Source organism: Shewanella sp. BJSY2023SW005 (genome assembly GCF_047314585.1).
Classification (GTDB): Bacteria; Pseudomonadota; Gammaproteobacteria; order Enterobacterales; family Shewanellaceae; genus Shewanella; species Shewanella algae.
Genome location: NZ_JBKORJ010000010.1, coordinates 56,202 through 80,308, shown reverse-complemented (window position 1 = coordinate 80,308; position 24,107 = coordinate 56,202). Strand labels below are relative to the sequence as shown.

Here is a 24,107-nt window from a genome sequence, read left to right as displayed (position 1 = left end):
GCCAGCGCATCCTGGGTGGCTTGATCCAGGGCGCCGCCGCTCCAGAGTACATCGCCGTTATAGCTGCTGCCGACGCTGTGGCTGTCGTTGATGTCAACATCGGTGAAGCTCAAATCGCCGCTGTCGCTGAGCATGCCGTTGATAACATCAACATCCTCGGTGACCGCGCCGCTCATATCGATGCTCAGCACTGGCGCATCATTGGTGCCGGTGATGGTCAGAGTGACGGGTTGTGAATCACTGGCGCCAAAGGCATCGGTGACTGTTAGTGTGAAGCTCAAGGTGATGGTTTCGCCGACGGCGAGGAACTGCACCAGGCTGTTGGCGATGTCATAGCTCCAGCCGGAGTTGTCGGCGCTAAAGCCGGCCACCAGCGCATCCTGGGTGGCTTGCTCCAGGGCACCGCCGCTCCAGCTCGCATCGCCATTGTAGCTGCTGCTGACACTGTGGCTGTCGTTGATGTCGACATCGGTGAAGCTCAGGCAGCCGCTGTCGCTGAGCATACCATTGATGACATCAAGATCTTCAATGACGGCGCCACTTGCGTCAGCGCTGAGAATAGGGGCGTCATTGGTGCCTATGATGGTAATAGTGACCAGTTGCTCGGCGCTGGCGCCAAACTCATCAGTTACAGTAACAGAGAAGGTTTCGGTGCGAATTTCGCCTTCCAGCAGGCCTTCGGCTGCAGCGTTATCGAGCTGATAATTCCAGGCGCCGGTGGCGGCATCTATGCTGAAGCTGCCAAGTGGGCTGTCGGCACTGCCGGACCAAATAAGCACGGCACCGTTGTCCACATCGCTGGCGCTGAGTTGGCCACTGACACCCGGGGTACCTGGGTCTATGCTGCCGTCATCGAACTGGCCGGCTTCTCGCACAGCACCATCGGCCTCACCCGGCTGGGGTGTGCTGATCACGGGCACATCGTTGGTGCCAGTGATAGTGATAGTCAAGGTCTGGACGCTGGTATCACCATCGGCATCGGTCAGCAGATAAGAGAAGACTTCCGTCAGGGATTCTCCCTGAGCGAGCGCCTGAACAGCTTGTGCTGCAGAATTGATTTGATAGTTGTAACTGCCATCGGCATTGAGGGTCAGCAGGCCGTAGCTGCCTGAAACCTGGCTTTGATTGGATACGGCATTATCAAGGTTGCCGCCACTGCCAGCGGCTGTTACCTGTGCGGTATCGCCGCCCTGAACATCGTTGTCGAGCAGATTGCCGCTAATGGCCAGTAGTGAGTCTTCATCTACACTGTTGATGTCGTCCTGACCGCTTGGAGCGTCATCCAGTACCGAGATGGTAAGGGTATTACCGACACTGTTTCCTTCTAGATCGGTCAATATCAGGTTGAAAGCCGGGAGAAGTCATCACTTGAACTGTGGTCAACCGCGGAATTGAGGGTAAAGCTGTAGCTGATATTGCCGTTTATCAGGTCAACGGCGTTGATGGTGAGCACGCCGTATTCGGTATTGATACTGACAGGGCCATTAAAAACTCCGCCTGAGACAATGGAAACCCCATCCAGGGTCAAGCTTGCCACGCCGGCCGCGGCACTAAAGCTCAAGTTACCGGTTTGGGTCAAGGCTGTGGGTGATGGAGTGGTTCCTGTTGGCAGGTTGGCATCTGAGAGTGTGGCAGCGCCGCTATTGAGCGTGGGGCCTGTCAGGGGAAGGTCCTCAAGCAGTATTTCTTCTTGAGTGGTAATGGCGGTTTGGTCAAAGCCACTGGTGTCGTAGCCTGCGCTGGCCAATAACTCAGATCCGTCTCTGTCTACGGCAACATAGCCGAAATCACCTTGGTTACCGGCTGTTCCGGCCCCGGCTGCGGTAGCAGGCAGATTTGCGGTAGGGTCGTCACCAGCAAGTATCTGAGCCTGCAGTGCGGCTATCTCGGCATCGACTCCACTGTTGGCGAATTGGGCGACATCTGCGGCCGCGCTATCCGGCTGAGGTTGAGCGCTGGGCTGTGCATTTTGCTCTGTCAGCCTTGTACCATCGGCATATTCGATAGTGAAGGTATCGTTTGCGGTGAAGATGATCTCTTCACCATTGCGGATGAGATCCCCGATACTCAAATCGCGGATATTGCCATTTTCGTCCTTGGCCTTGAGTTGCCCAACCAAATTGGTGACAACCGCGTCTTGCTTACTGATTGCGACGCCCATAACTCATACTCCTTTGCACGCAAATACTGACGGCAAGGTCACTCTGTGCCCACGAGCGTCAGCTAAAGGTATTAATTATTAAGTCTGAGGTTGAAACTGAGGCTGTCAAATGTGTGACACTGATCGCGGTTGGAATGTTGTTGAGAGACAATTTGTCCGCTTTGGAGAATCTATCTCGCATTCATGCGGTTACGGTATGCGTGCAGATAATCTTGTGATGGCTAATAAAAAAGCCACTAAATAAGTGGCTTTTTTATTACGAAAAGGTCTAGCGATTAGTCGCTCTTGGCGGCTTGCTTGTAGCTATTGAAAGCCCCTTGATGATCGGCCAACTGCTCTTGAAGTCTGGCCAAGGCCAACCAGTATTCCTTACGGGGCAGTAAGTGACACAAGCGTTCCCATGCGGCTCGGGCCAGACTGAATTCACGGCAGAGTTCATGAATTTGGGCCATGCAGTGTTGGTAGTCGGCATGGTTCTCTAGCTTGGGTTCCAAGTTCTTCAGCAGTTTCAGGGTTTCACTGTCCTGGGCTTCAAAAATCTTCGGCAAAACTTCAAGTACAGAGGCGCAAGGTTCCTTCTTTAGCGCCTTGTTCAGTAGTTTCAGGGCTTCGTCACGGCGGTTGAAGCCGGCAAGCCCCAAGGCATATTGTGCCATATTGGCTTGTTGGCTGCGTTCCTGGCGACTAAGCCAGTGCCAACACTTTTCCAGTTCCTGCTCGCTGCGAAGGGCTGCCTGGGCCAACAAAGCATTATTTACCCTCTGGTTCAGGAGCTCGTATTCCTCATTATCCAGGATCTGCTTTTTGCGCAGCGCCGGCAGTAACAGTTTCAGAGCCTGCCAGTCAAGCTGGCTCTGGTAAAGCTCCAGTGCCAGTTGCAGTACCGGAGCCTTGCTCTTGCTGCTGGGTTGCAGTTTGTCCAGCTGCTCGCGGGCCTTTTCCAGCTCGCCTTGCTGCATGTAGTAGCGCACTCTGGTGGTGGTTACCGCCTGGGTCGCCAGTGGCAACAGGGCGGCCTTATTCAGGTAGTCGTCCCGCTCTTCATTCTTGAACTGTCTTTGGGCCGCTCTGGCGGCAGCCAGATAATTGAGAGCCGGCAGTTCACCGGCTTCGGCGCCTTTTTGCATCGCTTTTTCGGCCGCTGGCCAATCCTCTTCTGCCAACGCCAGTGCGCCGGTGAGCGTGTACTTGCGGGCGGCATTGCGGCGCCAGCGCCGCGGCAGGTAACGACTGCTTAATACCAGATTCAGCACAGTGACCAGTAGCCATTCCAGTAACTGCAGTAGAGCAAAGAAGATGATGAGTGCCATAACGGCAAACAGCAGATTGGTTTCCAGCTGCCAGTCCAGAAAGGCGATATAGACATAGCCTGTTTTGCCGGCAAAAAGCGGACTCAGACAGGCACCAGCCAGAATAATCACCAGATAGATGAGTACTCTTATCATAGTTCAGCCCCCGGCATGAGTTCGCCATAGGTGACCAACTGTTTGAGTTGAGCGCTGGATTCAAATTTTGTCAGATTGATGGGATCCAGTTGCAGACTGGACAAAGCATTGATTGCAGTCAGTACTTCTTCAGTGCGTGGATCGTCGAGATCGAAATATTGCTGGATCCACTTGCGGGCCATGGCCAATGACTGGCGGTAGTTGAGCTCATCATATTGATAGAGGGCCAGTTGCGACTGCAGCAGCTTATTGCGGATATTCTCGAATAAATACCATTCCTGCTGGGGAGACAGCAGCGGAGTGATATCTGAGCTTATCTTGCGAATAGTGAAGAAATCTTCCTTCAGTGCGCTCCAGGTCTTGGACAGGTTGCTCTGCCAATCACCTATGGAGTCAGACATCTTGTTTTCTGCTTCTGGCTCCATTTGCTGGCTGCCGACACGATTGAGTGGCAACTTGTCCAACTTGGTGATAATGCCATCGAGGGTGAACACTGTACCTGCGATATCGGTATTCTTGATGGCGCTGACCGCCGCCATATCGTTGGCGAGGGCACGACGCAGAGGCATGAGTGAAGGCTCCTGCATGGCAGCAATTCGCTCATCGGCAGCCTGTAACAGGCCGGTTGCCGTTTGCGGATCTTTCTCCAGCCACAGTTTACGTCCCGCCATCCGCACCAGATATTCGGCTTCTGCCGCCATCCAATGGTTGGGGTTACGCTGTGCCAGAGTGGCGATGCGGGTTTGCATCTGCTGCTGGGCATCGCTCAGTTGTTCTATGGCACCTTGCTGCTGTTGATTTTGCTGCCGGTCGCTTCTCAGTTGCTGTTCCAGTGCCTGCAATCTGGCCTCTGGAGCTTGTTTGACTTGTTCTAGAGTGGTTGCCAGTTGCGCATTGGCGGCTTGCTGTTGCTGCAGTTGCCAAAAGAGATAAGCACCTATGGCGCAGGCCAGCAGTGCCAGCAACAGGCTCAATAGCAGCGTCAGTCTCAGGGGCCATGAGCTGCGCTTGGCTGTCGCCGCTGGGGTTTCTTGCTCTGTGGTACCCAAGGGTTGGGTAGGCAGTGCGGGGGTATCGCTCCCGACTTCTGGCTTACTGTTATCCATTAATGCAGTCCTTTAACGCGACAATAGGGCTGGAAATCGGGAGGGGGGAAAACTAGAGCCTTAATGCCTTGAGTACGGCTTTACTGTTGGCTGCCGTGGCATCGGTCACTTGAGTTAATCCGGCGACCACGGCCTTATCTACCACCCGAATACTGGGAACTATAATATGACATGCTTGCAGCCAAGCAAAATACTCTTTTGGCAGCAGTCGGATAAGGTTCATCAGGCTCTCGGCGCTGCTGAGTACTATGGTGTCTATTCCGAAGTCTTGCCATTCCTTGACCAGTTGTACTGCATCATAGGCAGGACAAGTGCGGCGGTAGACTTCCCAGAATTGAACCGACGCCCCATATTGCTGGAGTGTTTGTCCCAGTACTTCCCGGCCACCGTTGCCGCGAATAATGACCACTTTCTTGTGTTTTACCGCTTCGGGTTGCAAACCCGGCAGGGTTAACAGGCCTTCAGTCTGTTGATTGTCATCCGGCGCTTTATGGCCCCGGATGCCATACTGTGCAAAGGCCTCGAAAGTGGCTTCGCCGACGGCAAAATATTGAATATGTGACGGCCAGGGAGCATTGAGTGCCTGAGTACCGAAATGCACCGCATTGGTGCTGACAAACACAATAATGTCGGCATCAAGGACCTCGGCAGGGGAAATACCTTTATCCTCCATGGCCTCAACAGCCAAGAGAGGGGTCACCATAAAAGGTATGCCCCTTTCTGTCAGCGCCTGTTCCATGGCGTGATTGCGCCCCTCGGGGCGCGTCAACAACACTCTCATGGTGCCGCCTTGTTATTTGCCGTAAACGGCATCCAATATGGTTTTGGCGCCTTTGCTCAGCAGTTCTTCTGCCAGGGCGTTACCCAGGGCTACGGCCTCGTCTTGGTGACCGCTGACTTGACCTGTGATCACCTCGGAGCCATCCGGATTACCTACCAAGCCTCTGAGGCTCAGCTGTTCGCCCTGGATTTCGGCATAGGCACCAATGGGGACCTGGCAACCCCCTTCCAAACGTGTGTTCATTGCCCGTTCTGCCAGTACGCGATAGCGGGTTTCTTTATGCTCAAGCGGTGCCAACAAGGCTTTTACCCGCTCATCGTCGGTGCGACATTCGATGCCCACAGCGCCTTGGCCGTTGGCCGGCAATGATTCTTCGGCGCTGATAAAGCTGGCGATACGCTCTGATAATTTCAAGCGAATAAGCCCGGCAGCAGCCAGAATGATGGCATCATATTCACCGGCATCCAGTTTACCCAGACGGGTTCCCACGTTGCCGCGCAGATCTTTGATGATAAGGTCCGGGCGACGGGCTCTGAGCTGACACTGACGACGCAGACTTGAAGTACCCACAACCGCGCCTTGAGGCAGTTCATCTATACTCTTGTAGCTGTTGGAAACGAAGGCATCACGGGGATCTTCACGTTCGCAGATCACTTCCAGCCCCAGCCCTTCGGGAAACTCAACCGGCACATCTTTCATGGAATGCACGGCGATATCCGCCTGGTCTTCCAGCATGGCGACTTCCAGCTCTTTAACGAACAGCCCCTTGCCGCCCACTTTGGCCAGAGGAGTATCCAGGATGACATCACCCTTGGTGCTCATTGGCAGCAGTTCTACTGTCAGCCCGGGGTGAATGCGTTCCAGCTCGGCTTTGACAAATTCTGCCTGCCACATGGCGAGAGGGCTTTTACGTGTTGCTATGCGAATGCGATTTTCTGACATGCCAATCTTTTCCGTGAGAGTACGTTAAATGCGCCAATGCTAACATTGCCTATTGGAGAATGGCACCGAACGCTGCTCAATCTTTGAAGTGGGCACGTTAAATTTTCGCCAAATAGTGTGATCTTGATCTCATTACTTGCCTGCTACCTTAAAAGTGTTAGCATGATCATCTAACTGGTTCAGGGATAGTGAAATTCGGATGATCGAGCGTCAGCGACAATACGCCGAATACGCCGAGCGCCTCAATCGAGTGCGTTTGGCCCGTGCTCAGGCGCTGTTTTCCCCACTGCAAAGGCATCTGTTTAACCTGATCCCTCTGTTGTTGCATCAGCATCACAACCGTTTGCCTGGATACAACGGCCCCATGACGCCCTGCGGTATCAAGGGGTTCCAACACTCAGTCGAGCTCAAAGAATCGCTCGCTACTCTCAAGTTGCCACTGCTCGAAGACTCACAGCATGCCAGTCCTGTACTGGAAGGGGTTTACGTAATGGGCAGCACCGCCAGTTTTGGCCAGAACCCCAAGAGTGATGTAGATGTCTGGTTGGTCTATGACGCCGGGCTAACCCAGGAGGAAGTGGAACTGCTGCGGGAGAAGAGCCTAAAACTCACCCGCTGGTTTGCCGGCTTTCAATTCGAGGTGAACTTTTATCTGGTACACCCGCGGCAGTTTTGCCGTGATGACACTTGCTATCAGGACGCCGAATGGGAGCTATTGGGGCATGAACACAGCGGCAGCGCCCAGCATTGGTTGCTGTTGGAAGAGTTCTATCGCAGCCATATCCGCCTGGCCGGCAAGACAGTCGCCTGGTGGCCCAATGCCCAACCCTGTAATGACTTTCTGTTCCTTGGTGATGTGCACCAACTGCCGGCCAATGAGTATTTTGGTGCCTCTTTATGGCAGCTCTATAAAGGTCTGGACAAGCCGCACAAGGCCCTGCTCAAGGTGCTGCTGCTGGAAGCCTATGCCAGTAATTATCCACAAACCAATCTGGTCAGCGAATGGGTGTGGTTGAGAACTCTGGCCGGTGACTTTTCCAACGCCAACGATGCCTATCTGCTCCTGTATCAATATATCGAATCTTATCTGCTTAAAGTGGGAGACGAGCGTCGGCTGGAGATAGTGCGCCGCTGCTTTTACCTCAAATGTGGTATCAGGCTCAGTGATGTCGAGCAGTGTCACGATTGGCGCTACCACAAGCTCAAGCAGTTGGTTGAACAGTGGGAATGGCCCCAGAGCCTGCTGACCACCCTGGATGATTGTGAACACTGGCACAGTGGCCAGTTGCAGTGGTTCAACGCCCAGCTCAACGAGTTGATGTTGGCCAGCTACCAGACCCTGCTGCATTTCGCTTCGACCCACAGGCTGAGCGAGTACTTTAAAGTGGAAGATTTGGGGCTGCTGACCCGTAAGCTGCACACCTATTTCAGTGAGGACAAGCAGCAGATCCTGCGGCTCAACCGGCTTTGGAGTCAGTCGCTGGCAGAGCCGAATCTGACTATAGTCCGCAGCGAGCAGGATGGTCGCTGTCATCTGTATCGTCTGTCACCTGAGCCGCGGCAGTTTATGGGCGAAGTGGCCATCTATCAGGCAGATAATGCCGCCTCCTTGATGATTTGGGCTTGTCTCAATGGGGTGGCCACTGTCAATAGCCGCTGGTTTGAATACGGCGCGGGTCGTCTGCGGTGCCGGCGTCTTAACCAGGTGGCCGAACGGCTACTGCCTTATACCGAAGACAAGAAGTGGCGGGTGTCGAAACTGGATCTGTGCCAGCCTTGGCACTATCGCAAGTTGGTGTGGATCCTCAATCTGGAGCAGGACCCCAGCGAGCATTGGCAGGGCCAGACCTTGATGCTGGAACTCATGGGCAGCAACCTGCTGGCGACAGGAAAACCGGCAGCCAGTTTGCTGGGGTCGGTGCAACTGATGAGCCTCAACTCCTGGGGGGAATGGCATTGTCACAGCTTTGTCGGTGAGCAGGCGCTATTGGAGGCCATCGCCTTTGCCACTCCAGGTATGAGAAGAGCGCCACAACAGGTGGCCTTCGATGTCGTCAGTGCTTCGCAAAAGCTGCAGTCCCAGCTGGAACAAACTGTCGTGGATATTCTCAAGCAGGTGCACCGACTGATAAAAGATGCCTGTCCGTCAAAGACCTTGGTGCAGCCACTGCAACTGGGTGAAAAGAAATATGGCCTGTTTTTCGATGCCAAGGGCATGAGTTACCGGGATCTCAGCGATGTGAAGTCCCTCTATCGTCAGTTGGCCAGGGGCGAGTTACAGAGTTTGCCAAGACCCGAGCTTGCCGGTGACCCTTGGGTCAAGGTGCCTGAGGTTATCCAAAATTATGCGGTGAAAGGGGTGATACAGTATTTTCTGCGCAGCCGGGAAGACGAGTTGGATGTGTTCGTACTGGATGAAGGAAATGGCTTGAGCCACTATGTGCACAGCAATCCGGATGTCAGTGAATTGGTGAATACTGTTACCCAGCATTACGCCTTTGGCGAAGTCCTGAGCCTTAAAAATCACTTCAACTTTCCGCAGTTTTTCCGCCTGGTGCGCCAGAGCGGTAATCTGGATGTGGTGCCTTTCGGGGTCACGGCAAGGGCGGCGCAGACAGAGTTCTGACCGCCCCTAAATCATCAGAACGACAGCTCTATTCCGCCCTGGCGGCTGATGGACTCTCTGACGAAGGGCATAAACTCGCCGCCATTGCGCTCATCTATCCATTTACCGTCGACATAGCCAAAGTGATAACCACCGAAACGGGTTGCTACCCAGATCTGGTGCAGCGGCTCCTGCTTGTTGATCACGATTTTGGAGCTGTCGGCGAACTCGAGTTGCAGCACGTTGCCTGAAGCGTCGATATCAACATCGGCATCCTGCTCATCGATTGCATTCTCAATTGCGGTTTCTATCCGGTCGAACATTTCATCGGCGAGCTGATGATATTCGGTATCTGTCATTGCCATGGAATATCTGTCCTTTGCTTTCATCAAGATGAATGCGATTATAAGGCTAATGTAATCCTGCTGCCCAGATGTTGAGTAAAATGAGACTGTTTTTATCCCTGATGCTTGCTAGCCTGTTGCTGCTTGGTTGTGGTCAAAAAGGCGCGCTATACAAGAGCCCGGATCTGCCGGACAACCAATCCCAGGCGGAACAAACCGAGCAACCCCAGCAATCGACAGAGGAAAACTAATTGGATCATTTTCAGTATCAAGCTCAGGCTCTGTATGCCGAAGACTGTGCCGTTGCCGATTTGGCGGCTCAATATGGTACGCCTTTGTATGTCTATTCGCGGGCAACATTGGAGCGCCATTGGCATGCCTTTGACAGAGCCGTGGCCTCTCATCCGCACCTTATCTGCTATGCGGTCAAGGCCAACTCCAATCTGGCGGTGCTCAATGTGTTGGCGCGCCTTGGCAGTGGCTTTGATATTGTCTCAGGCGGAGAACTGACCCGGGTAATCACCGCAGGTGGCGATCCGGCCAAGGTGGTGTTTTCCGGTGTTGGCAAGACAGCGGCGGAAATGAAACTGGCACTGGAGCTTGGGATATATTGCTTCAATGTTGAATCCCGCGCCGAGCTTGAACTGCTCAACGAAGTGGCTGGCTCTTTGGGTAAACAGGCGCCGGTTTCCTTGCGGATCAACCCGGATGTGGATGCCGGTACTCACCCCTATATCTCTACCGGCCTGAAAGAAAACAAGTTCGGTATCGCCATGGATGAAGCCGAGGAAGCCTTCCTGCAGGTGCAATCCTTGCCGCACCTGACCATCAAGGGCGCCGACTGCCATATCGGCTCACAGCTTACTGAACTCAGGCCGTTTCTTGATGCCATGGACAGAATGCTGGCATTGATCGATAGGCTGGCAGAAAAAGGCATAGTGATTGAGCATCTTGACGTGGGCGGCGGCCTGGGGGTTACCTATGATGAAGAAACCCCGCCACAACCGGACAAGTATGCCGCCGCATTGCTCGAGCGTCTGGGTGAACGACCACTGAAGCTAATTTTCGAACCGGGCAGGGCCATTGCCGCCAATGCCGGGATCTTTGTCACCCAGGTATTGTTCCAGAAAGAGAATGCCGGCAAGCATTTTGCGATAGTGGACGGTGCCATGAATGACCTTATCCGCCCGTCACTCTACAGTGCCTGGCAGCAGATTATCCCGGTGCAGCCAAGAGAGGGTGAAAGCCGGGAATACGACATAGTCGGCCCAGTGTGTGAAACCGGGGATTTTCTGGGTAAATCGCGCGCCTTGGCGCTGCAAGCCCACGACCTGCTGGCGGTGCGTTCCAGCGGTGCTTATGGCTTTGTGATGTCCTCCAACTACAACACCCGTCCGCGAGCGGCTGAAGTCATGGTCGATGGCAGTGAACATTATCTGGTGCGTGAACGGGAAAAGCTGGAACAACTGTGGCAAGGTGAGCACTTGCTGCCGTAAACTAGTGTGAGTACTTTCCCGCTGTAGGCGTTGGAACCTAGGAGTAATCTTGATCCACTTCACTAAGATGCATGGTCTGGGCAACGACTTTATGGTCGTCGATGGCGTGACTCAGAATGTGTACTTTTCGCCGGAGCAGATCCGGCGCCTGGCCGACCGCAACTTCGGTATCGGTTTCGATCAACTGCTGCTGGTCGAGCCGCCCTATGATCCGGATCTGGACTTTCATTATCGTATCTTCAATGCCGATGGCAGCGAGGTCGAACAGTGTGGCAACGGCGCCCGCTGCTTTGCCCGCTTTGTTCGCAACAAGGGCCTGACCCAGAAATACAAGATCAAGGTCAGCACCTCATCCGGCAAGATGACCCTGCGACTGGAGCGCGATGGCAATGTCACCGTCAATATGGGCGTACCTATCTTGGATCCGGCGCGGATCCCCTTCAAGGCCAAAAAGGCCGAAAAGACCTACCTTTTGCCTACCGAAGGGCAAACCTTCCTCTGCGGTGCTGTTTCCATGGGTAACCCCCACTGCGTGCTGGAAGTCGAGGATGTGGCTGCCACAGATGTCGATGTTATCGGCGCGCAGCTGACCAACCACGAACGCTTCCCCAAAGGGGTCAATGTCGGCTTTATGCAGGTGCTTAACAAGGGCCATATCAAGCTCAGGGTTTATGAGCGCGGCGCCGCTGAAACCCTGGCCTGTGGTAGTGGTGCCTGTGCGGCTGCAGTGGTTGGCCAATTGCAGGGCAAGCTGGGCAACACTGTGCAGGTCGACCTGCCCGGCGGCACCCTGACAATCAAATGGGAAGGTGAGGGCAAGCCGCTGTGGATGACAGGCCCGGCCGAACAGGTATACGACGGACAGATACAGATATGACAGACGCCAAAGCTAAGCTCAATCCACCTTTTGATGAGCAGATCATCCGTGAATATCTGTTGGATAACCCGGAGTTTTTCTGCCGTCACCCCGAGCTGCTGTTGGCTATGCGTCTGCCCCACGGCGAGCGTGGCACTGTTTCTCTGGTAGAGCGGCGGCAGGAGCTGCTGCGCAGCCGGGTACAGCAGCTGGAAGAGGAGATCACCGCGCTGCTTGGCATGGCCAGCCGCAATGAGAAAATCTTCCGCTTCAACACTCAGCTTTCATTGAAGTTACTCGATTGCGAAGATATGGGCGAGCTCAGACAGGTGCTGTGCGCCGAGCTTAAAGAGGCCTTTAACTTCAGCCATGTCCGCCTGATTACCGTGCATGATATCGACTCAGAGCTCTCGGCCATCTGGCGTAAGCGCCTGCAGCACGGCTATTACTTTGGTCGCTTGACCAAGGAGGAGTCCAAGCGTTTGTTCGGCTCTGAAGTCGGCTCAGTGTCCCTGGCACGACTGTCGGAACAAAATGGCCAGGTGATCTTTGCCATTGCCAGTGCCGATGTGACTCACTTCCATCCGGAGATGGACAATATGCTGCTGGATCAGTTGCGGCAGCTGTTGGACCATCTGCTGCCCAAGCTCTGATGGCCGTTAAACAGGATTCTCCCTGGCTTGGCCGCTTCGAGCGCCATCTCAGTGCCGAGCGGCAACTGTCTCCTTACACAGCCCGCAACTATCTGCGCGAACTGCAACGGGTTGCCGGGCTGCTGCCGCAGGATATTGATTGGGAGCAGGTAACCGATCCCCAGTTGAGTGCTGTGTTGGCCAAGTTACATCGTCAGGGGCTCAGCCCCCGCTCTTTGTCTCTGTGCCTGTCGGCAGTCAAGCAGTTCTACGAATTTCTGCTGCTCGAAGAGCTGGTCAAGAGTAATCCCGCCCGGCAACTGAGCGCCCCAAAACAGAATAAGCCGCTGCCCAAGAATCTCGACGCCGATAGCATCAGTCATCTGCTGGATATTGAGGTGACAGATCCCCTCAGTGCCCGTGACAAGGCGATGATGGAGCTGTGTTACTCCTCCGGGCTGCGTCTGGCCGAGTTGGCCTCGTTGGATGTGCCGCAACTGGATTTCGCCCAGCAGCAAATCAAGGTGATGGGTAAAGGTGGCAAGGAACGGCTGCTGCCTGTGGGCTCGGTCGCCATTGCCGCATTGCAACAATGGCTGGATTACCGCCGGGATATTCCCTGTGAAGATCAGGCGCTGTTCGTGACCGCCAAGGGCAAGCGTTTGGCACATCGCAGTATTCAGGCGCGCATGGCGCGCTGGGGGCAGGAGCAGGTGTTATCCGCCAGGGTGCATCCCCACAAGCTCAGGCATTCCTTCGCGACTCATATGCTGGAATCCAGCGGCGACTTGCGGGCGGTACAGGAGCTGCTGGGACACGCCAATCTGGCGACCACCCAAATATATACCAGTCTGGACTTTCAACATCTGGCCAAGGTGTATGACGGCGCTCACCCCAGAGCTAAAAAGGACAAGTGATGCAGGTGTTTCTTCGCCCCGGCGCTATTAAAGCCATCAGTTTTGATCTCGACGATACCCTCTATGATAACCGGCCAATTATCGCCGCTGCCGAAGGCGCATTGCTCGAGTGGCTGGCCAAAGAATACCCACTGAGCGGCAACTGGCAGGCCGCAGACTGGCGGGCGTTGAAGCGCCAGCTCTTGTTGCAGCAAGCCGAGCTGACTCATGACACCAGTGCCGCGAGATTGATGCTGCTGCAAACCGGGTTGGAGATGCTCGGATATGATAAGCACAAGGCAAAGCTTGGCGCGAAAGCGGGTCTGGCCTTGTTCCTTGAGCGGCGCAGTGACTTTAAGGTGTCACAGGAAGTGCTCGCCTTACTTTCGCAATTGGCTGAGCGTTTTCGCCTGGTCGGGATCACCAATGGCAATGTGGATGCCGACAAAATTGGCCTGGGAGAGATGTTTGAGTTTGTGCTGCATCCGGGCAATGGTATCAGACGTAAACCCTGGGGGGATATGTTCCAGTTGGCCGCCGAGCGCCTGGCTTTACCCTCTGAGGCGCTGCTGCATGTCGGCGACCACCCGCTGACAGATGTCGAAGGTGCCCGTAAGGCCGGCTGTCAGGCTGCCTGGCTCAATCCGGCGTTTGCCGGTGATAACTGCAGAGCAGCCAACACCCTGCTGCCTCACATTCGGCTCCATTCTCTGAGTGAATTGGCACTTCTATTGTGATTTTGTTGCGTTTTTGTGTTTTCTGAGTAGATTGGCTGCGCCCGGCCGGGCTGTAACCATCTCTATGGATAAGAAGAAAATGACAAAACGACTCGCCATACTATTGCTTATATCTTTTTTGGGGCTCAGTGCTTGCTCCATCAAACAACAGGTCGATCCTGTGGCACTGCATCAAGATGCAGGCCTCTGTATTCTGGAAAACCCACAGGTCAGGGAAGGTTTCTTGCAGGAAGTGGAGAAGGTGCTGCGTGAAAAACAGATACGCTATCGACTGGTTCAAGAGTTAAACGCCGCCGATCAATGTGATTGGACTGCAACCTACAGTGCGAATTGGGCATGGGACTTGGCGCTTTATATGGTATACGCCGAGATTAAGGTGTATCACCAGGGTAGACTCGATGGTCAGGCTATCTATGATGCTCGGATGGGTGGAGCCAATATGAACAAGTTCATTGATGCCGAACCTAAGATCCGTGAACTGATCAATCAATTGATCCAACAGAAACAGGCGCGTGTTTCCTGGGCACAGCCACTGACTCTGGCTCCCTGAAACAATTTCTCACCATTAAAGCGTGCATCAAAGCGCGCTTTTTTAGTTTCTTATCATTTTTTTAACATCGACTTGGTGCTAGTGTATAGCTCCTTGCCGTTGTGCTCTGAGGTTTAACCTATGCCATCCCCAATAATCATGCTGTTGTTGTTGCTGTTGAGCCTGCCGGTCTCAGCACACGAGCTGCATGCGGATGGTGGTTTCTGGGATGGTTTCAATCACCCTGTATTGGGGTTCGATCATCTGTTGGCCATGCTCAGTGTCGGTATTCTCAGTACCCAGTTGGGGCGCAGTGCCATCTGGTCTGTACCTTTGGCATTTCTGTTTTTCATGACCCTGGGCGCGGTTGCCGGTATGTCACTCATGCCGCTCCCTTTTGTTGAATCGGGTATTGCCCTGTCGGTATTGCTGCTGGGGCTTGCCATTGCGCTCAACCGTGAGATGCCCATCTCTTTTGCCATGGCTTTTGTCGGCGTCTTTGCCTTGTTTCACGGTCATGCTCACGGCGTTGAAATGCCTGAGTTGGCCAGGCCAAGCATTTATGCCATGGGCTTTTTGTTGGGAACGGCGGCCATTCATGTTGCCGGGGTGATCATCGGCAGTTTGATAAACCCGGATGGCAAGCGCAAACGTGTGGTGCAACTCATGGGCTCGGCTATCGCCCTGGTGGGAAGCTATTTGACTCTGGAACTCTGGCTGGCTTGAACACTGTGTCTCTGTTTGCGTCTTAGCATGCGTTTCACCTGCGCCGGACTGGCGCGCATATCGGCATCTCCGACCCTGATATAGGTGCCACCAATCGCTTCTGTCCCCAGATAGACGGGCTGCTGACTGTAGTCGGCTTGGGGAACCCGAAAGCGGATCAACTGCTTACCGGCCAGTTCTATCAGCTGAATGTCGGCCGGGCCAAGAATATTGGCGCTGATCTTTTGTGAATTGTTGAGTATCTTCCAGGCTTCATCGATAAGGGGCCTGGGTTCGGCTATTCCTTCGATAAAAAACTCACCCTTTTCCTCCCTGACACCAAGAATGATCTCGCCGCCATTGGTATTGGCAAAGGCGCTGTAGCTTTCCCACAGTGCCAGCGGCAGCGCACCCTTGCCATGGCGTCCGGCGGCGAGCTTGAACTCCACCGCGGCGGACTCACGCAGATTTTCAATATCGTCCAGAATGAAACCTGTAGCCGGCATGGCTGACTCCTTGTTTACTGCTGTTACTGCAGTTGTAGCAAGTCAGCCGGGATTTGAACAGCCCTCAGTTCACCAGTGCCAGGGCCTTGGGAAACAAGAGGTTATTTTCCAGGTGGATGTGGCGGTGCAGATCGGCTTCAAACTCGGCCAGGGTGGCATAACATACCCGCCAGGTAGTGCAGGCATGCTCAGGGGCCTGGTAGTGATTGGTCAACTGCTGCAGCTTGGCCAGAATTTGCCCCGCCTCATCATGCTCATATTCCATTGCCCGGATAGGATTACCTATATGGCCGAAACAGGCGTTGAACTCTTGACCTTGACTCAGGGCACGAATGGCCGGAAACAGTATCTGTTCCTCTTTTTGCAGGTGGGGCAAGAGGTCATCCATCAGGGCGCGGATCCAACCGGCCAAGGGTTTGATCTCTTCATAATGCTCACCGTGGGCCCGCACCATCTTCTGGGCATATTCCAGCAGCAGCGGTGCGGTATCGCGTATGTACTTGTGGTGGGTCGCTTCAATATGGTCGATAAGCTCACCAAGTGGCAATTTGGCCAAGGCATCGTCCGGCGTGCCCTCTGCGGCCAGTTGGCTCAGGGCGTGCAACACCTCGGTGGGCTCGGCGCCGGCTCGCTCGCAGGCCGATGCCAGTGAACGGCCACCGCCACAGCAAAAGTCGATACCAAAACGGCTGAAAACATGGGCGTTACGAAAGTCTTCGGCGACCAGTTCGCCGACTCTGCGTTCGAGGGAGATTTGCGCTGACATAGGATGCTCTCTGTATTATCAATTTACATGTATAATAAAGGCATCTTTAATTTTGGCCAAGCTTAGGCCAATAAAACTTGACTCTTTTGCTTGGTTAATCACATTTTGCAGCAAACCTGATAGAGCCTCAGGGGTCGTCCGTGAGGTAGTTTATCTGATTCAGCCACTGAGCCGCCGTCGTCTGGTACTCTCCCTGGTTGATCTCTTTAAGCAAGGTTTTGGCTTGTTGTAACTGCCCGGCTTCGTAGTGGCTCAGGGCCAGCAACAGCTGCCAGTAGCGGTTATCTACATCTTGCTGCCGTAGCTGTGACAACAGTTGTTGTGCCAGTGGCCATTGCCCCAGGCTGTAAGCCAATTGTGCCCGCAGCGGCAGGGATTTTTGTCCTTGGGTTTGGCTTGATTTCTGCAGCAGGCTCAGCGCCTTGTTTCTTTGACGCGACAACAGATAAGCCTGAGATAACAGCGGCTTATAGCTGGAGTGTTGTGCCAGTGCCTCGCTGTGTTGCTTCAGCAGATCTGCCGCTCGGCCGGGGGCCTGATGCAGCATCAATAACTGTGCCAGCAGTGGAATGCTGCGAGTGGGCAACTGCCCGGCCTTGTAGGCCGAGCTGAGGACATTGAGCGATTCCTGCTCTTGCCCCTGTTGCTGCAGGTTATGGCCCAGGCGTTCCCAATAGAGGGGGCGATCCGGATAGGCGGCGATCATCTGCCTCAACAGTTGCTCTTCTTCCGCCAAACGCTGCTGCCTTTGATACAGGGACTGCAGAAAGTGTTGCCGGGTTTCGGTGACTTCCCAATCCAGTGCCAGACGCATCTGCTCAGTGGCCTTTGGCAGGTGCTGCAACTGAAATTCGGCGTAGGAGGCCAGCGAGTGCATGGTGGCAAATTCAGTGGCGCCGGGTTTAAGTTCTTGTTCCTGTTGTTGCTCTTGGAGATTGGCCGCCAGTTGCAGCCACTGCTTACTGTATTCCAGGCTTTGGCGGTATTCGCTTTGCTGATAGTTCAACTGGGCACCCAGCTTATAGAGATCCCGTTGCTGCAATGCCGTGACGGGTAAAGCCAGCAACAGCCGGGTTTGCTGCGCGGCGCACTGATAGTCCTTGAGACTGATGCAGGCCTGCAGATGCAGGTAGGCCGCCATCTGCTGCTCACTGTCGCTGCCTTCGGCATACTGACGCTGAAAGCTTTCAATCGCCTTGAGCGCCGCAGCAGGATCCCGCTGCAATTGAAACTGCAGTTGTTGGTAACGTTGCAGTGCATTGCTCGCCAGCAGCGGCGCGCTGAACAGAATGCAGCAAAACAACAAGCTATTTTTCAAGTTCATATCTGATCACTATCCGTTGCCATTGGGTCTGCTTGGGCGCCGCAAAGCGCCACCTGAGCACGGCTCTGGAAGCCGAGCGGTAAAACACGCCGCTGGGGGTTTCATCCACCAACTTGATATCTTCCACTCTGCCGTCTGGGTTGATCGCCAAATCCAGGGTCACCTGTCCTTCAATGCCCCGCTGTTTGGCCTGCAGCGGGTATTCGGGCGGCATTTGAAATACCACCTGCGCCATGGCGATACTGGCCTGCATGGTACTGCCGGGAGCGCTGCCGCTTTGACTGAAATTCAGCGTAGGTGGCTGGATTTGCTGAATATCATCCGGCGTCGGCCACAGGGGATCTGGCACAGGAATACCTGTGTTGGCATCCAGCGCGCTGAGATCCAGTGTCATGGGCGGAGGTGGTGGCGAGGAAGTCAGCGGCGCCGAGCTGAGGCGCACCTCAGGCAAGGGCTCTTGCGGTTTGCTATCCTGCCGCTCGGGAAAGTAGATTCCGCCCAATGTGACCCGTTTAACCTGTGCTGTGCTTTGGCTCAGAGTCAGGGCATAGATCAGGCTGGCCAACGCCAAATTGATCAGTATGGCACTGGTGAAAATCAGTCCTGTTTGGCTAGCTGGGGTCTTGGGTTGCGACGGCCACATTATTGACTCCTGCGATGCGTACTTTGTCGACTACTTCGATAAGCTTGCCGCTGGTGACATGCTTATCCACTTCGATAATGGCCGAACTCTGTTCTGAACTTGCCAGCGTGTGTTTCAGCCGGGCGGGTAGTTCAACCGCCTTGACGGCTTGCTGTTCCAGCCAGATCACATTGTGTTTGTCTATGCTGATTAAGATGGCGCGCTTATCCTGATTGTCTTGTACCTGAGCTGTGGGGCGTTCCAGCTCCAGCGACTGGGTTTTCTGAAATGACGCCGATAAAATAAAGAAGATCAACAGGATAAATACCACGTCAATCAAGGGAGTGAGATCGACATTGGCTTCTGTGCCCTGATCATCTGTGTGTTTGAATTGCATCTTTTACTCCGAAAATGTCCGGCGTAGCTCCGCCAGCAACCGCTGATTGCTCTGCTTGAGCTGGTAGGCCAGATAGAGCCCGGACAGGGAGGTCACCAAACCGGCCAATGTGGTCAGCAGTGCCGAGCTGATCCCGGATGACAGCTGTTTTTGGACATCGAGTTGCCCAAGCTCGGCAAAACTGCTGATCATCCCATCGACAGTGCCCAAGAGCCCCAGCAGCGGCAGTATCTTTATCAGTGAATCTATCCAGTCGAGTCCGCCGCTTAAATTCAGGGCGGCGCGGCTGATAAAGGCCTGTTGCAGCTGCGCCTTTTGCCAGAGGTCATAGCGCGCTAGCTTGGGATTCAAGTGGCGGGCATCATCCAGCCAGCAGGGGCTCAGCCGGCGAATACGGCTAAAGCCCTTAAGCAGCAGATACCACATCAGGCAAGAGAGCAGCAGTATCAGCCAAACAATGACGCCGGCCTGCAGCATAAAGTCATAGAAAGTGCTCATTGCCCGGGGTTACCTGTGTCACCAAAGCGCTGCAATACCACCAGGGCGGCCGCTTCCTGCTCAAGCATCTGGGTCAGTTGCCGACTCTGGCTCTTGACCGCGCAGTGCAGCAACAGCAGCGGAATGGCTGTCATCAGTCCCAGCTGGGTGGTCAGCAGTGCCTCGGCAATGCCACCCGAGAGCAGCTCTGTGTTGTTGCTGCCGAAACGGGTGATCACATCGAAAGTTTCAATCATGCCGCCAACCGTACCCAGAAGCCCCAGCAGCGGCGGGATCCCCGCCAATACCGCCAGGGTGCCAGTACCACGGGTCAGGCGGGGGACTTCGCTGAGTACGGCGGCGTTGAGCCGCGCTTCGAGTTGCTCTTCGGAGCAGTTGGTTGCCGCCAACATCACCCGTCCGAGGGCATTGTCACTCTGCACTTGCTGGCTGGCCTGCTGTTGGGTCAGCCGCCGTTTTTCGCGGCGCAGTATCCACAGGCGGTTCAGGGCTATGCCTGAGGCTATCAGGGCTATCAGGCCGATAAAGACGCCGACTATTCCTGCCGGTTTGAGCTTGTCGAACCAGCCGTTACCGTTTGCCGCCTGTTGCAGCAACTTGCCAAACGAGGGGTCGAGCCAGACACTCCCCTGGGTGGGCGATAGCTTTGGCTGCTCAGCCAGCAGTTGCCAGCTTTGCTGCGCCGGCAAGTAGCGTACCCAGCCTTTATCGCTGAGGGCATTGAAAGGCCCATATTCGGTGACATTCAATAGCACTGGGGTGCCATCGGCATTGAGGCCTTCGCTGCTTTGCACTATGGGTTTGGCTGCCAATACGCTTTGTTCTGTCAATGCGGTCCAAAGCGCCTGCAGTCGCTGCAGGCCAAGTTGGTCAGTGGGTATCTCAGCGAGGCCGCTGTTGTCGTGGCGCCAGAGGCTGTGGGGCGCCACTGTGGTGAGCAGCAACTGCTCATGTTCCTGGATGGCGCGAAACACCCCGTCGAGACTGGCTTTCTCGGCGTTGAGCTGGGCCTGTTTGTCCTTGAGGCTTTGCTGCAGTGCCAGCAGATGGTCTTCAAGTTCCAGGTTATTTGCCTGAGTCCGGGTGAGTTGCTGCTGCAGTTTCTTATGGTTGCTGCGCACCTGTTCCAGGCTCTGACGACTCAGGTTCTCTTGCCGCTCGGCGGCCGCTTGTTCCTGGCGACTGCCACTGCGAACCTGTTCCAACACCTGTTGCAGACTCTCGGCCTGGCAGGGGAGGGACAATGAGAGCGACAACAGCGATAGCGACCACAGTAATGCGGGACGCATCATGGTCTGGCGAGTGAGGGAAGACAAAAAGCTCATGATGCCTCCGTAATCAGAGGCAGTTGCAACAGTGCCGGTATGCCTTCTCCGGAGGCGACTCGGATGGCAGCGGCGACATTGCCAAGCTGCTCAGGCGCCAGCGCCTGCCAATTATCTCCCTGCCAGCAGCCACCGGCCTTGCCATCCAGGGTGAGGAAAAAGTACCCCAGGCGCCCGGCGCGCAGAAAATTCACCAGCCGACCGTCGCCGAGTTTGCCCTGCCAGCTCTCCACGCTGTAGCCGTAGCTGAGCTCCACCTGGTAGGCATCCAACAGCCGGGTCAGCTTCTCGCCCTGGTTCAATTCGGCGCTTTGCAGCAAGAGTTGCAAGTTATCGAGACGCTGCTGCCGTTCCTGCTGCTGAAATGGCAGATCGGCCCGCACCAGTTGCGTGAGCGACAGCAGCATTTCGTCCATCATCGGGGCCAGCTGCATCCGGGTCTGGCGCAGTTGCCGGCGCTGCTCGCTCAGCTCCTCCAGAGAAGATTGCAGCTGCCCTATCTGCTGTTGCAACTGCTTTTGGTAATGGCTGGCCAGTTGGATTTCATGCTTGAGTTGGCGGCTTTCCTGGATCAGGGATTGCTGCTCATCATCGAGTTTTTCTATGGCTTGCTGGGCTTGTTGGCTGGCCTTTAATCCCTGACGGTCGGCCCTGTGGATCTCGTTGAGGTCACTCGGCGTGGCCGCCACCTGTAATACCCAGGCGGCCAAGACAGATACTGCTGTTTTAGTAAACATCTGAATGAAAATATTTTTTGTCTGGAATGCTGTGGTTTTGCGCACATCATCACCAGAATGTTGACATGATTTGAGACATTATCAGTAAATAGTAATGATAACAATTGTCATTTGTATTTGATCAAGTTATTTTGGCCAACCTCACACTTTAGTGGTGCGGGTTCAACTCCGGCATCGCTGTTTTTTAACAATAAAGGGATTGAGGATGAAGAAACACGCGGCTGTAGTCTGTGGTCTGGCATTGATGCCGGTAGCTCAGGCGCAACAGGTTGATGTGGCTGATCAACAGGAGATAATCGTCAGAGAGCAGGCCGACAATGGCCTGACCCAACATGAAACCCTGACCCGGGAAGATATCAAAAAACGCCCAACCGGTGACGGTAATCTGACCGACTTGCTCAGGTCCAATCCGGCGGTGCAGTTTTCCAACAGCGCCAACAGCAGTCTGAATCAGGGGGAGATCAAACCCGCCGACATTTCCATTCACGGCAGCAATGCCTATCAAAATGCCTTCCTGCTCGATGGCATGAGCATCAACAACGACCTGGATCCGGTCGATGGCAGCGTGGTCACCAATGCCCGTCTGTCCAGCGACGAGCAGGGCTTGTATGTCGACAGCCGCCTGATAGACAGCGTGACCCTTTATGATGCCAATATTCCGGTGGAATTCGGTGGCTTTACCGGCGGGGTAGTGGATGCCACAACCCGCAGTTGGCAAGGAGAAACTGCCGCCAGCGTCTATTTCCGCCAAACGGATGCCAGTTGGAACAAGGTGCATATAGATGACAAATTGCAGTTTGATTCGGCCAATAATGACCTGTCACAACCGGCCAGATTCCAGACAGATTACAGCAAGCGCAACTATGGCCTGAGCTTTGAAACCGGCATTACCGACGACTTGGGTTTTGTGGCTTCGGTTTCCCGGCGTGAGTCGAAAATCCCCATGATGAATGTACCTGCTACCGCAGTGGGACTGGATGCCAACGGTGAGCTGGTGGCCTTCAAGACAGGCGGCGGCCTCAAGCATCAACGGCGCACCTCAGACAATCTGTTCAGCAAGTTTACCTGGTACGCTTCACCACGCACCACGGCGCATCTGTCGCTGGCCTATTCGGCCTATGAAGCGGACATGTTCTTCAACGGGGTGGCTAATTCAGACTACCGCGATGAACACAAGGGCTACAGTTCTACCCTGGAGATAGAGCACGGCTTTGACGCTTCTACACTGGAGTTGTCGCTCAACTATAACCGCATGACAGACAAGCGTGCCGGCGAGCAGACTTACTGGGTGCAATTGATGGACTGGCAGAGCAATCGTTCCTACTCCTCCGGAGGCCCGGGCGATCTGGACTCGACCCAGGAAACCAGTACCGCCAAGTTGAAGTGGAAATGGGATCCCCTCAAATGGGCCGGTATGAGCCACACCTTTACCCTGGGGGGCGAAGCCAGTTACACCGACGCTGCATTCAACCGGGACAAGACTTACTACCGCAACAACTACGACGGCAGCCTGGAGATGATGGGCTGGTCACAACTGCGTCTCGATGCCTTCCTTGAAGGCCGATACAAGAGCACTCACAGCCAGTACGCCCTCTATGTTGAAGATGTGATCAACTGGGGCGATTTCAGCTTCAGGCCTGGTCTGCGGCTGGATCACGACGGCTTTGTCAATCGCAATAATCTGGCTCCGAGACTCAGCAGCAGCTGGAACCTGTTTGGCGACGGCAACACCCTGCTGACCGCCGGGGCCAACCGTTACTATGGTCGCTCCATGTTGACTTATGCTCTCTACAGCGGCCAAAACGGTGGCCTGGTGCATTGCTACTTTGACTGTAAACCCAACTCTGCCGACAACGACTGGATGCCGACCCGGGATTATGAGGGGATGGAAGACCTGCAAACGCCCTATAACGACGAGTTTACTGCCGGTGTTCAACAGATTTGGGGCAACAGCATCTGGAAGCTGAACTATGTGCACCGCAACGGCCGTGATGAAGTGCGCAGTCGTTACAAGTATCCCGGCACTGATGACTATGAGCAGCGCGCCATTCGAACCTTCGATAACAGCGGCAGCACCAGCCATGACAGCGTGATCTTCACTCTGATGAATCGGGAAACCCTTCAATTCTTGGGCGCAAACCACCAGGCCAAATTCTCGGTCGCCTGGCAGGAAACCAAGAGCAACACCCCAAAAGATCAGGGTTACAGCTATTTCGAATCCGGTCTCAATGTGGATGCCGACAAGGTTTGGTATGACGGCAAGGTCATTGCTGCGGCCGATTTACCGGCCACTGACTTCAATGCGCCCTGGAAGATAGATCTGGAGCTGACCCACGAGTTCGATGACTACGGCCTTACCTGGTATAACCTGCTGCATTGGACCTCCAGCCGTGAGCAGGCCAGTCGCGATCAGAACGGTTATTTCCGCGATCCCGAGACCGGCAAGGATCTGGTTAAGTATGCCAAAGTAGACTACGCCTCGACCTTCCGTTGGGATACCAAGTTGCAATGGCAGCCCGAGTTTGCCAAGGGCGCTTCTGTGTCGGTGGAGATCTACAACCTGCTCAACCGCAAAAATGCCAACGACTCCTTTGTTTACCAGGATCAGCTCTATTTCAACTATGAGCCGGGACGTCAGTTCTGGTTGCAGTTGAACTACGAATACTAAGCTGACTCTTCGGCGGGCGGCCCAGCGGC

General features: G+C 54.7%; 25 protein-coding genes. 10 read left to right on the top strand and 15 right to left on the bottom strand.

What is annotated here, in order from left to right:
• The 6 genes from ACMHXI_RS01445 to hemC form a co-directional block, all read right to left on the bottom strand.
• The coding region (locus tag ACMHXI_RS01445) for a VCBS domain-containing protein (protein ID WP_413733821.1) at positions 1-1,337 on the bottom strand (1,337 nt) is incomplete at its 3' end.
• A 2-nt stretch (positions 1,338-1,339) separates the two neighbouring features.
• Positions 1,340-2,161 carry a retention module-containing protein gene (locus ACMHXI_RS01440; RefSeq protein ID WP_071238617.1) on the bottom strand — a complete coding sequence of 274 codons (822 nt, stop codon included), beginning with the start codon at positions 2,159-2,161 and terminating at the stop codon, positions 1,340-1,342.
• Positions 2,162-2,436: 275 nt separating this feature from the next.
• The gene (locus tag ACMHXI_RS01435; RefSeq protein ID WP_071238618.1) at positions 2,437-3,606 is read right to left on the bottom strand and encodes a heme biosynthesis HemY N-terminal domain-containing protein; all 1,170 of its coding nucleotides are present in this window, start codon (positions 3,604-3,606) and stop codon (positions 2,437-2,439) included.
• A complete protein-coding gene (locus tag ACMHXI_RS01430; protein ID WP_052678653.1) occupies positions 3,603-4,712 on the bottom strand; it encodes a uroporphyrinogen-III C-methyltransferase in 1,110 nt (369 codons plus the stop codon). Before ACMHXI_RS01430 ends, ACMHXI_RS01435 begins: the two co-directional genes overlap by 4 nt.
• Before the next feature lie 52 nt (positions 4,713-4,764).
• A complete protein-coding gene (locus ACMHXI_RS01425; protein WP_025889834.1) occupies positions 4,765-5,493 on the bottom strand; it encodes a uroporphyrinogen-III synthase in 729 nt (242 codons plus the stop codon).
• Positions 5,494-5,505: 12 nt separating this feature from the next.
• A complete protein-coding gene (gene hemC, locus ACMHXI_RS01420) occupies positions 5,506-6,435 on the bottom strand; it encodes a hydroxymethylbilane synthase (RefSeq protein ID WP_025011358.1) in 930 nt (309 codons plus the stop codon).
• A 202-nt stretch (positions 6,436-6,637) separates the two neighbouring features.
• On the opposite strand from hemC, the gene ACMHXI_RS01415 reads away from it, so the two are divergent.
• Positions 6,638-9,061, top strand: coding sequence for a class I adenylate cyclase (locus tag ACMHXI_RS01415; RefSeq protein WP_144134114.1), 2,424 nt, complete (start codon positions 6,638-6,640; stop codon positions 9,059-9,061).
• Between the two features lie 14 nt (positions 9,062-9,075).
• Here the strand turns inward: ACMHXI_RS01415 and cyaY are convergent, their stop codons facing one another.
• Positions 9,076-9,405, bottom strand: coding sequence for an iron donor protein CyaY (gene cyaY, locus ACMHXI_RS01410; RefSeq protein ID WP_025011356.1), 330 nt, complete (start codon positions 9,403-9,405; stop codon positions 9,076-9,078).
• A gap of 80 nt (positions 9,406-9,485) precedes the next feature.
• On the opposite strand from cyaY, the gene lptM reads away from it, so the two are divergent.
• The 8 genes from lptM (at position 9,486) to ACMHXI_RS01370 (ending at position 15,256) form a co-directional block, all read left to right on the top strand.
• Positions 9,486-9,635 carry an LPS translocon maturation chaperone LptM gene (gene lptM, locus ACMHXI_RS01405; RefSeq protein ID WP_162887842.1) on the top strand — a complete coding sequence of 50 codons (150 nt, stop codon included), beginning with the start codon at positions 9,486-9,488 and terminating at the stop codon, positions 9,633-9,635.
• A complete protein-coding gene (gene lysA / locus ACMHXI_RS01400; protein WP_219013161.1) occupies positions 9,636-10,880 on the top strand; it encodes a diaminopimelate decarboxylase in 1,245 nt (414 codons plus the stop codon).
• 49 nt (positions 10,881-10,929) lie between these two features.
• Entirely contained in the window at positions 10,930-11,757 is an 828-nt protein-coding gene (gene dapF, locus ACMHXI_RS01395; protein ID WP_093981925.1) for a diaminopimelate epimerase, read from the top strand.
• Positions 11,754-12,389: a DUF484 family protein gene (locus ACMHXI_RS01390; RefSeq protein WP_025011355.1), complete on the top strand. Its 636-nt coding sequence runs from the start codon at positions 11,754-11,756 to the stop codon at positions 12,387-12,389. Before dapF ends, ACMHXI_RS01390 begins: the two co-directional genes overlap by 4 nt.
• Positions 12,389-13,285, top strand: a complete 897-nt coding sequence (gene xerC, locus ACMHXI_RS01385) for a tyrosine recombinase XerC (protein ID WP_101058346.1) — start codon at positions 12,389-12,391, stop codon at positions 13,283-13,285. Before ACMHXI_RS01390 ends, xerC begins: the two co-directional genes overlap by 1 nt.
• Complete coding sequence (locus ACMHXI_RS01380; RefSeq protein ID WP_208162726.1) at positions 13,285-14,001, top strand: HAD-IA family hydrolase; 717 nt, start codon at positions 13,285-13,287, stop codon at positions 13,999-14,001. Before xerC ends, ACMHXI_RS01380 begins: the two co-directional genes overlap by 1 nt.
• Before the next feature lie 79 nt (positions 14,002-14,080).
• Complete coding sequence (locus ACMHXI_RS01375) at positions 14,081-14,551, top strand: Sbal_3080 family lipoprotein (RefSeq protein ID WP_413733816.1); 471 nt, start codon at positions 14,081-14,083, stop codon at positions 14,549-14,551.
• Between the two features lie 120 nt (positions 14,552-14,671).
• A complete protein-coding gene (locus ACMHXI_RS01370) occupies positions 14,672-15,256 on the top strand; it encodes a HupE/UreJ family protein (protein ID WP_208187831.1) in 585 nt (194 codons plus the stop codon).
• Here the strand turns inward: ACMHXI_RS01370 and ACMHXI_RS01365 are convergent.
• The 8 genes from ACMHXI_RS01365 to ACMHXI_RS01330 all read right to left on the bottom strand — a co-directional run bounded on the left by ACMHXI_RS01365 (position 15,226) and on the right by ACMHXI_RS01330 (position 21,410).
• Positions 15,226-15,741, bottom strand: coding sequence for a helix-turn-helix domain-containing protein (locus tag ACMHXI_RS01365; protein WP_028781403.1), 516 nt, complete (start codon positions 15,739-15,741; stop codon positions 15,226-15,228). The two genes, ACMHXI_RS01370 and ACMHXI_RS01365, sit on opposite strands and share 31 nt — an antisense overlap.
• A 64-nt stretch (positions 15,742-15,805) precedes the next feature.
• A complete protein-coding gene (ric, locus tag ACMHXI_RS01360; protein ID WP_221055537.1) occupies positions 15,806-16,507 on the bottom strand; it encodes an iron-sulfur cluster repair di-iron protein in 702 nt (233 codons plus the stop codon).
• Positions 16,508-16,634: 127 nt separating this feature from the next.
• A complete protein-coding gene (locus tag ACMHXI_RS01355) occupies positions 16,635-17,831 on the bottom strand; it encodes a hypothetical protein (RefSeq protein WP_342188219.1) in 1,197 nt (398 codons plus the stop codon).
• On the bottom strand, positions 17,815-18,474 hold the full coding sequence (locus ACMHXI_RS01350; protein ID WP_208165979.1) for an energy transducer TonB: 660 nt from the start codon (positions 18,472-18,474) through the stop codon (positions 17,815-17,817). Before ACMHXI_RS01350 ends, ACMHXI_RS01355 begins: the two co-directional genes overlap by 17 nt.
• Positions 18,443-18,850, bottom strand: coding sequence for an ExbD/TolR family protein (locus tag ACMHXI_RS01345; protein WP_025011347.1), 408 nt, complete (start codon positions 18,848-18,850; stop codon positions 18,443-18,445). The genes ACMHXI_RS01350 and ACMHXI_RS01345 overlap by 32 nt, the downstream gene beginning before the upstream one ends.
• 3 nt (positions 18,851-18,853) lie before the next feature.
• Positions 18,854-19,348 (bottom strand): MotA/TolQ/ExbB proton channel family protein, encoded by a 495-nt coding sequence (locus ACMHXI_RS01340; RefSeq protein WP_144164071.1) that lies wholly within the window; start codon positions 19,346-19,348, stop codon positions 18,854-18,856.
• A complete protein-coding gene (locus tag ACMHXI_RS01335; RefSeq protein WP_144164069.1) occupies positions 19,345-20,673 on the bottom strand; it encodes a MotA/TolQ/ExbB proton channel family protein in 1,329 nt (442 codons plus the stop codon). The genes ACMHXI_RS01340 and ACMHXI_RS01335 overlap by 4 nt, the downstream gene beginning before the upstream one ends.
• Positions 20,670-21,410: a DUF3450 domain-containing protein gene (locus ACMHXI_RS01330; RefSeq protein WP_144164067.1), complete on the bottom strand. Its 741-nt coding sequence runs from the start codon at positions 21,408-21,410 to the stop codon at positions 20,670-20,672. Before ACMHXI_RS01330 ends, ACMHXI_RS01335 begins: the two co-directional genes overlap by 4 nt.
• Positions 21,411-21,615: 205 nt before the next feature.
• Between ACMHXI_RS01330 and ACMHXI_RS01325 the strand changes: the two genes are divergently transcribed.
• Positions 21,616-24,078 carry a TonB-dependent receptor plug domain-containing protein gene (locus ACMHXI_RS01325; RefSeq protein ID WP_144131752.1) on the top strand — a complete coding sequence of 821 codons (2,463 nt, stop codon included), beginning with the start codon at positions 21,616-21,618 and terminating at the stop codon, positions 24,076-24,078.
• The last annotated feature ends 29 nt before the right edge of the window (positions 24,079-24,107 follow it).

What these genes read in the sequence shown, in the direction of transcription:
- ACMHXI_RS01390 (WP_025011355.1), top strand. Translation starts at nt 11,754, where the DNA reads ATGACAGACGCCAAAGCTAAGCTCAATCCACCTTTTGATGAGCAGATC.
- lptM (WP_162887842.1), top strand. Translation starts at nt 9,486, where the DNA reads ATGAGACTGTTTTTATCCCTGATGCTTGCTAGCCTGTTGCTGCTTGGT.
- ACMHXI_RS01330 (WP_144164067.1), bottom strand. Translation starts at nt 21,410, where the DNA reads ATGTTTACTAAAACAGCAGTATCTGTCTTGGCCGCCTGGGTATTACAG.
- ACMHXI_RS01440 (WP_071238617.1), bottom strand. Translation starts at nt 2,161, where the DNA reads ATGGGCGTCGCAATCAGTAAGCAAGACGCGGTTGTCACCAATTTGGTT.
- ACMHXI_RS01435 (WP_071238618.1), bottom strand. Translation starts at nt 3,606, where the DNA reads ATGATAAGAGTACTCATCTATCTGGTGATTATTCTGGCTGGTGCCTGT.
- ACMHXI_RS01430 (WP_052678653.1), bottom strand. Translation starts at nt 4,712, where the DNA reads ATGGATAACAGTAAGCCAGAAGTCGGGAGCGATACCCCCGCACTGCCT.
- ACMHXI_RS01355 (WP_342188219.1), bottom strand. Translation starts at nt 17,831, where the DNA reads ATGAACTTGAAAAATAGCTTGTTGTTTTGCTGCATTCTGTTCAGCGCG.
- ACMHXI_RS01325 (WP_144131752.1), top strand. Translation starts at nt 21,616, where the DNA reads ATGAAGAAACACGCGGCTGTAGTCTGTGGTCTGGCATTGATGCCGGTA.
- ric (WP_221055537.1), bottom strand. Translation starts at nt 16,507, where the DNA reads ATGTCAGCGCAAATCTCCCTCGAACGCAGAGTCGGCGAACTGGTCGCC.
- ACMHXI_RS01335 (WP_144164069.1), bottom strand. Translation starts at nt 20,673, where the DNA reads ATGAGCTTTTTGTCTTCCCTCACTCGCCAGACCATGATGCGTCCCGCA.
- xerC (WP_101058346.1), top strand. Translation starts at nt 12,389, where the DNA reads ATGGCCGTTAAACAGGATTCTCCCTGGCTTGGCCGCTTCGAGCGCCAT.
- ACMHXI_RS01340 (WP_144164071.1), bottom strand. Translation starts at nt 19,348, where the DNA reads ATGAGCACTTTCTATGACTTTATGCTGCAGGCCGGCGTCATTGTTTGG.
- ACMHXI_RS01350 (WP_208165979.1), bottom strand. Translation starts at nt 18,474, where the DNA reads ATGTGGCCGTCGCAACCCAAGACCCCAGCTAGCCAAACAGGACTGATT.
- ACMHXI_RS01380 (WP_208162726.1), top strand. Translation starts at nt 13,285, where the DNA reads ATGCAGGTGTTTCTTCGCCCCGGCGCTATTAAAGCCATCAGTTTTGAT.
- hemC (WP_025011358.1), bottom strand. Translation starts at nt 6,435, where the DNA reads ATGTCAGAAAATCGCATTCGCATAGCAACACGTAAAAGCCCTCTCGCC.
- cyaY (WP_025011356.1), bottom strand. Translation starts at nt 9,405, where the DNA reads ATGGCAATGACAGATACCGAATATCATCAGCTCGCCGATGAAATGTTC.
- ACMHXI_RS01370 (WP_208187831.1), top strand. Translation starts at nt 14,672, where the DNA reads ATGCCATCCCCAATAATCATGCTGTTGTTGTTGCTGTTGAGCCTGCCG.
- ACMHXI_RS01375 (WP_413733816.1), top strand. Translation starts at nt 14,081, where the DNA reads ATGACAAAACGACTCGCCATACTATTGCTTATATCTTTTTTGGGGCTC.
- ACMHXI_RS01345 (WP_025011347.1), bottom strand. Translation starts at nt 18,850, where the DNA reads ATGCAATTCAAACACACAGATGATCAGGGCACAGAAGCCAATGTCGAT.
- ACMHXI_RS01425 (WP_025889834.1), bottom strand. Translation starts at nt 5,493, where the DNA reads ATGAGAGTGTTGTTGACGCGCCCCGAGGGGCGCAATCACGCCATGGAA.
- ACMHXI_RS01365 (WP_028781403.1), bottom strand. Translation starts at nt 15,741, where the DNA reads ATGCCGGCTACAGGTTTCATTCTGGACGATATTGAAAATCTGCGTGAG.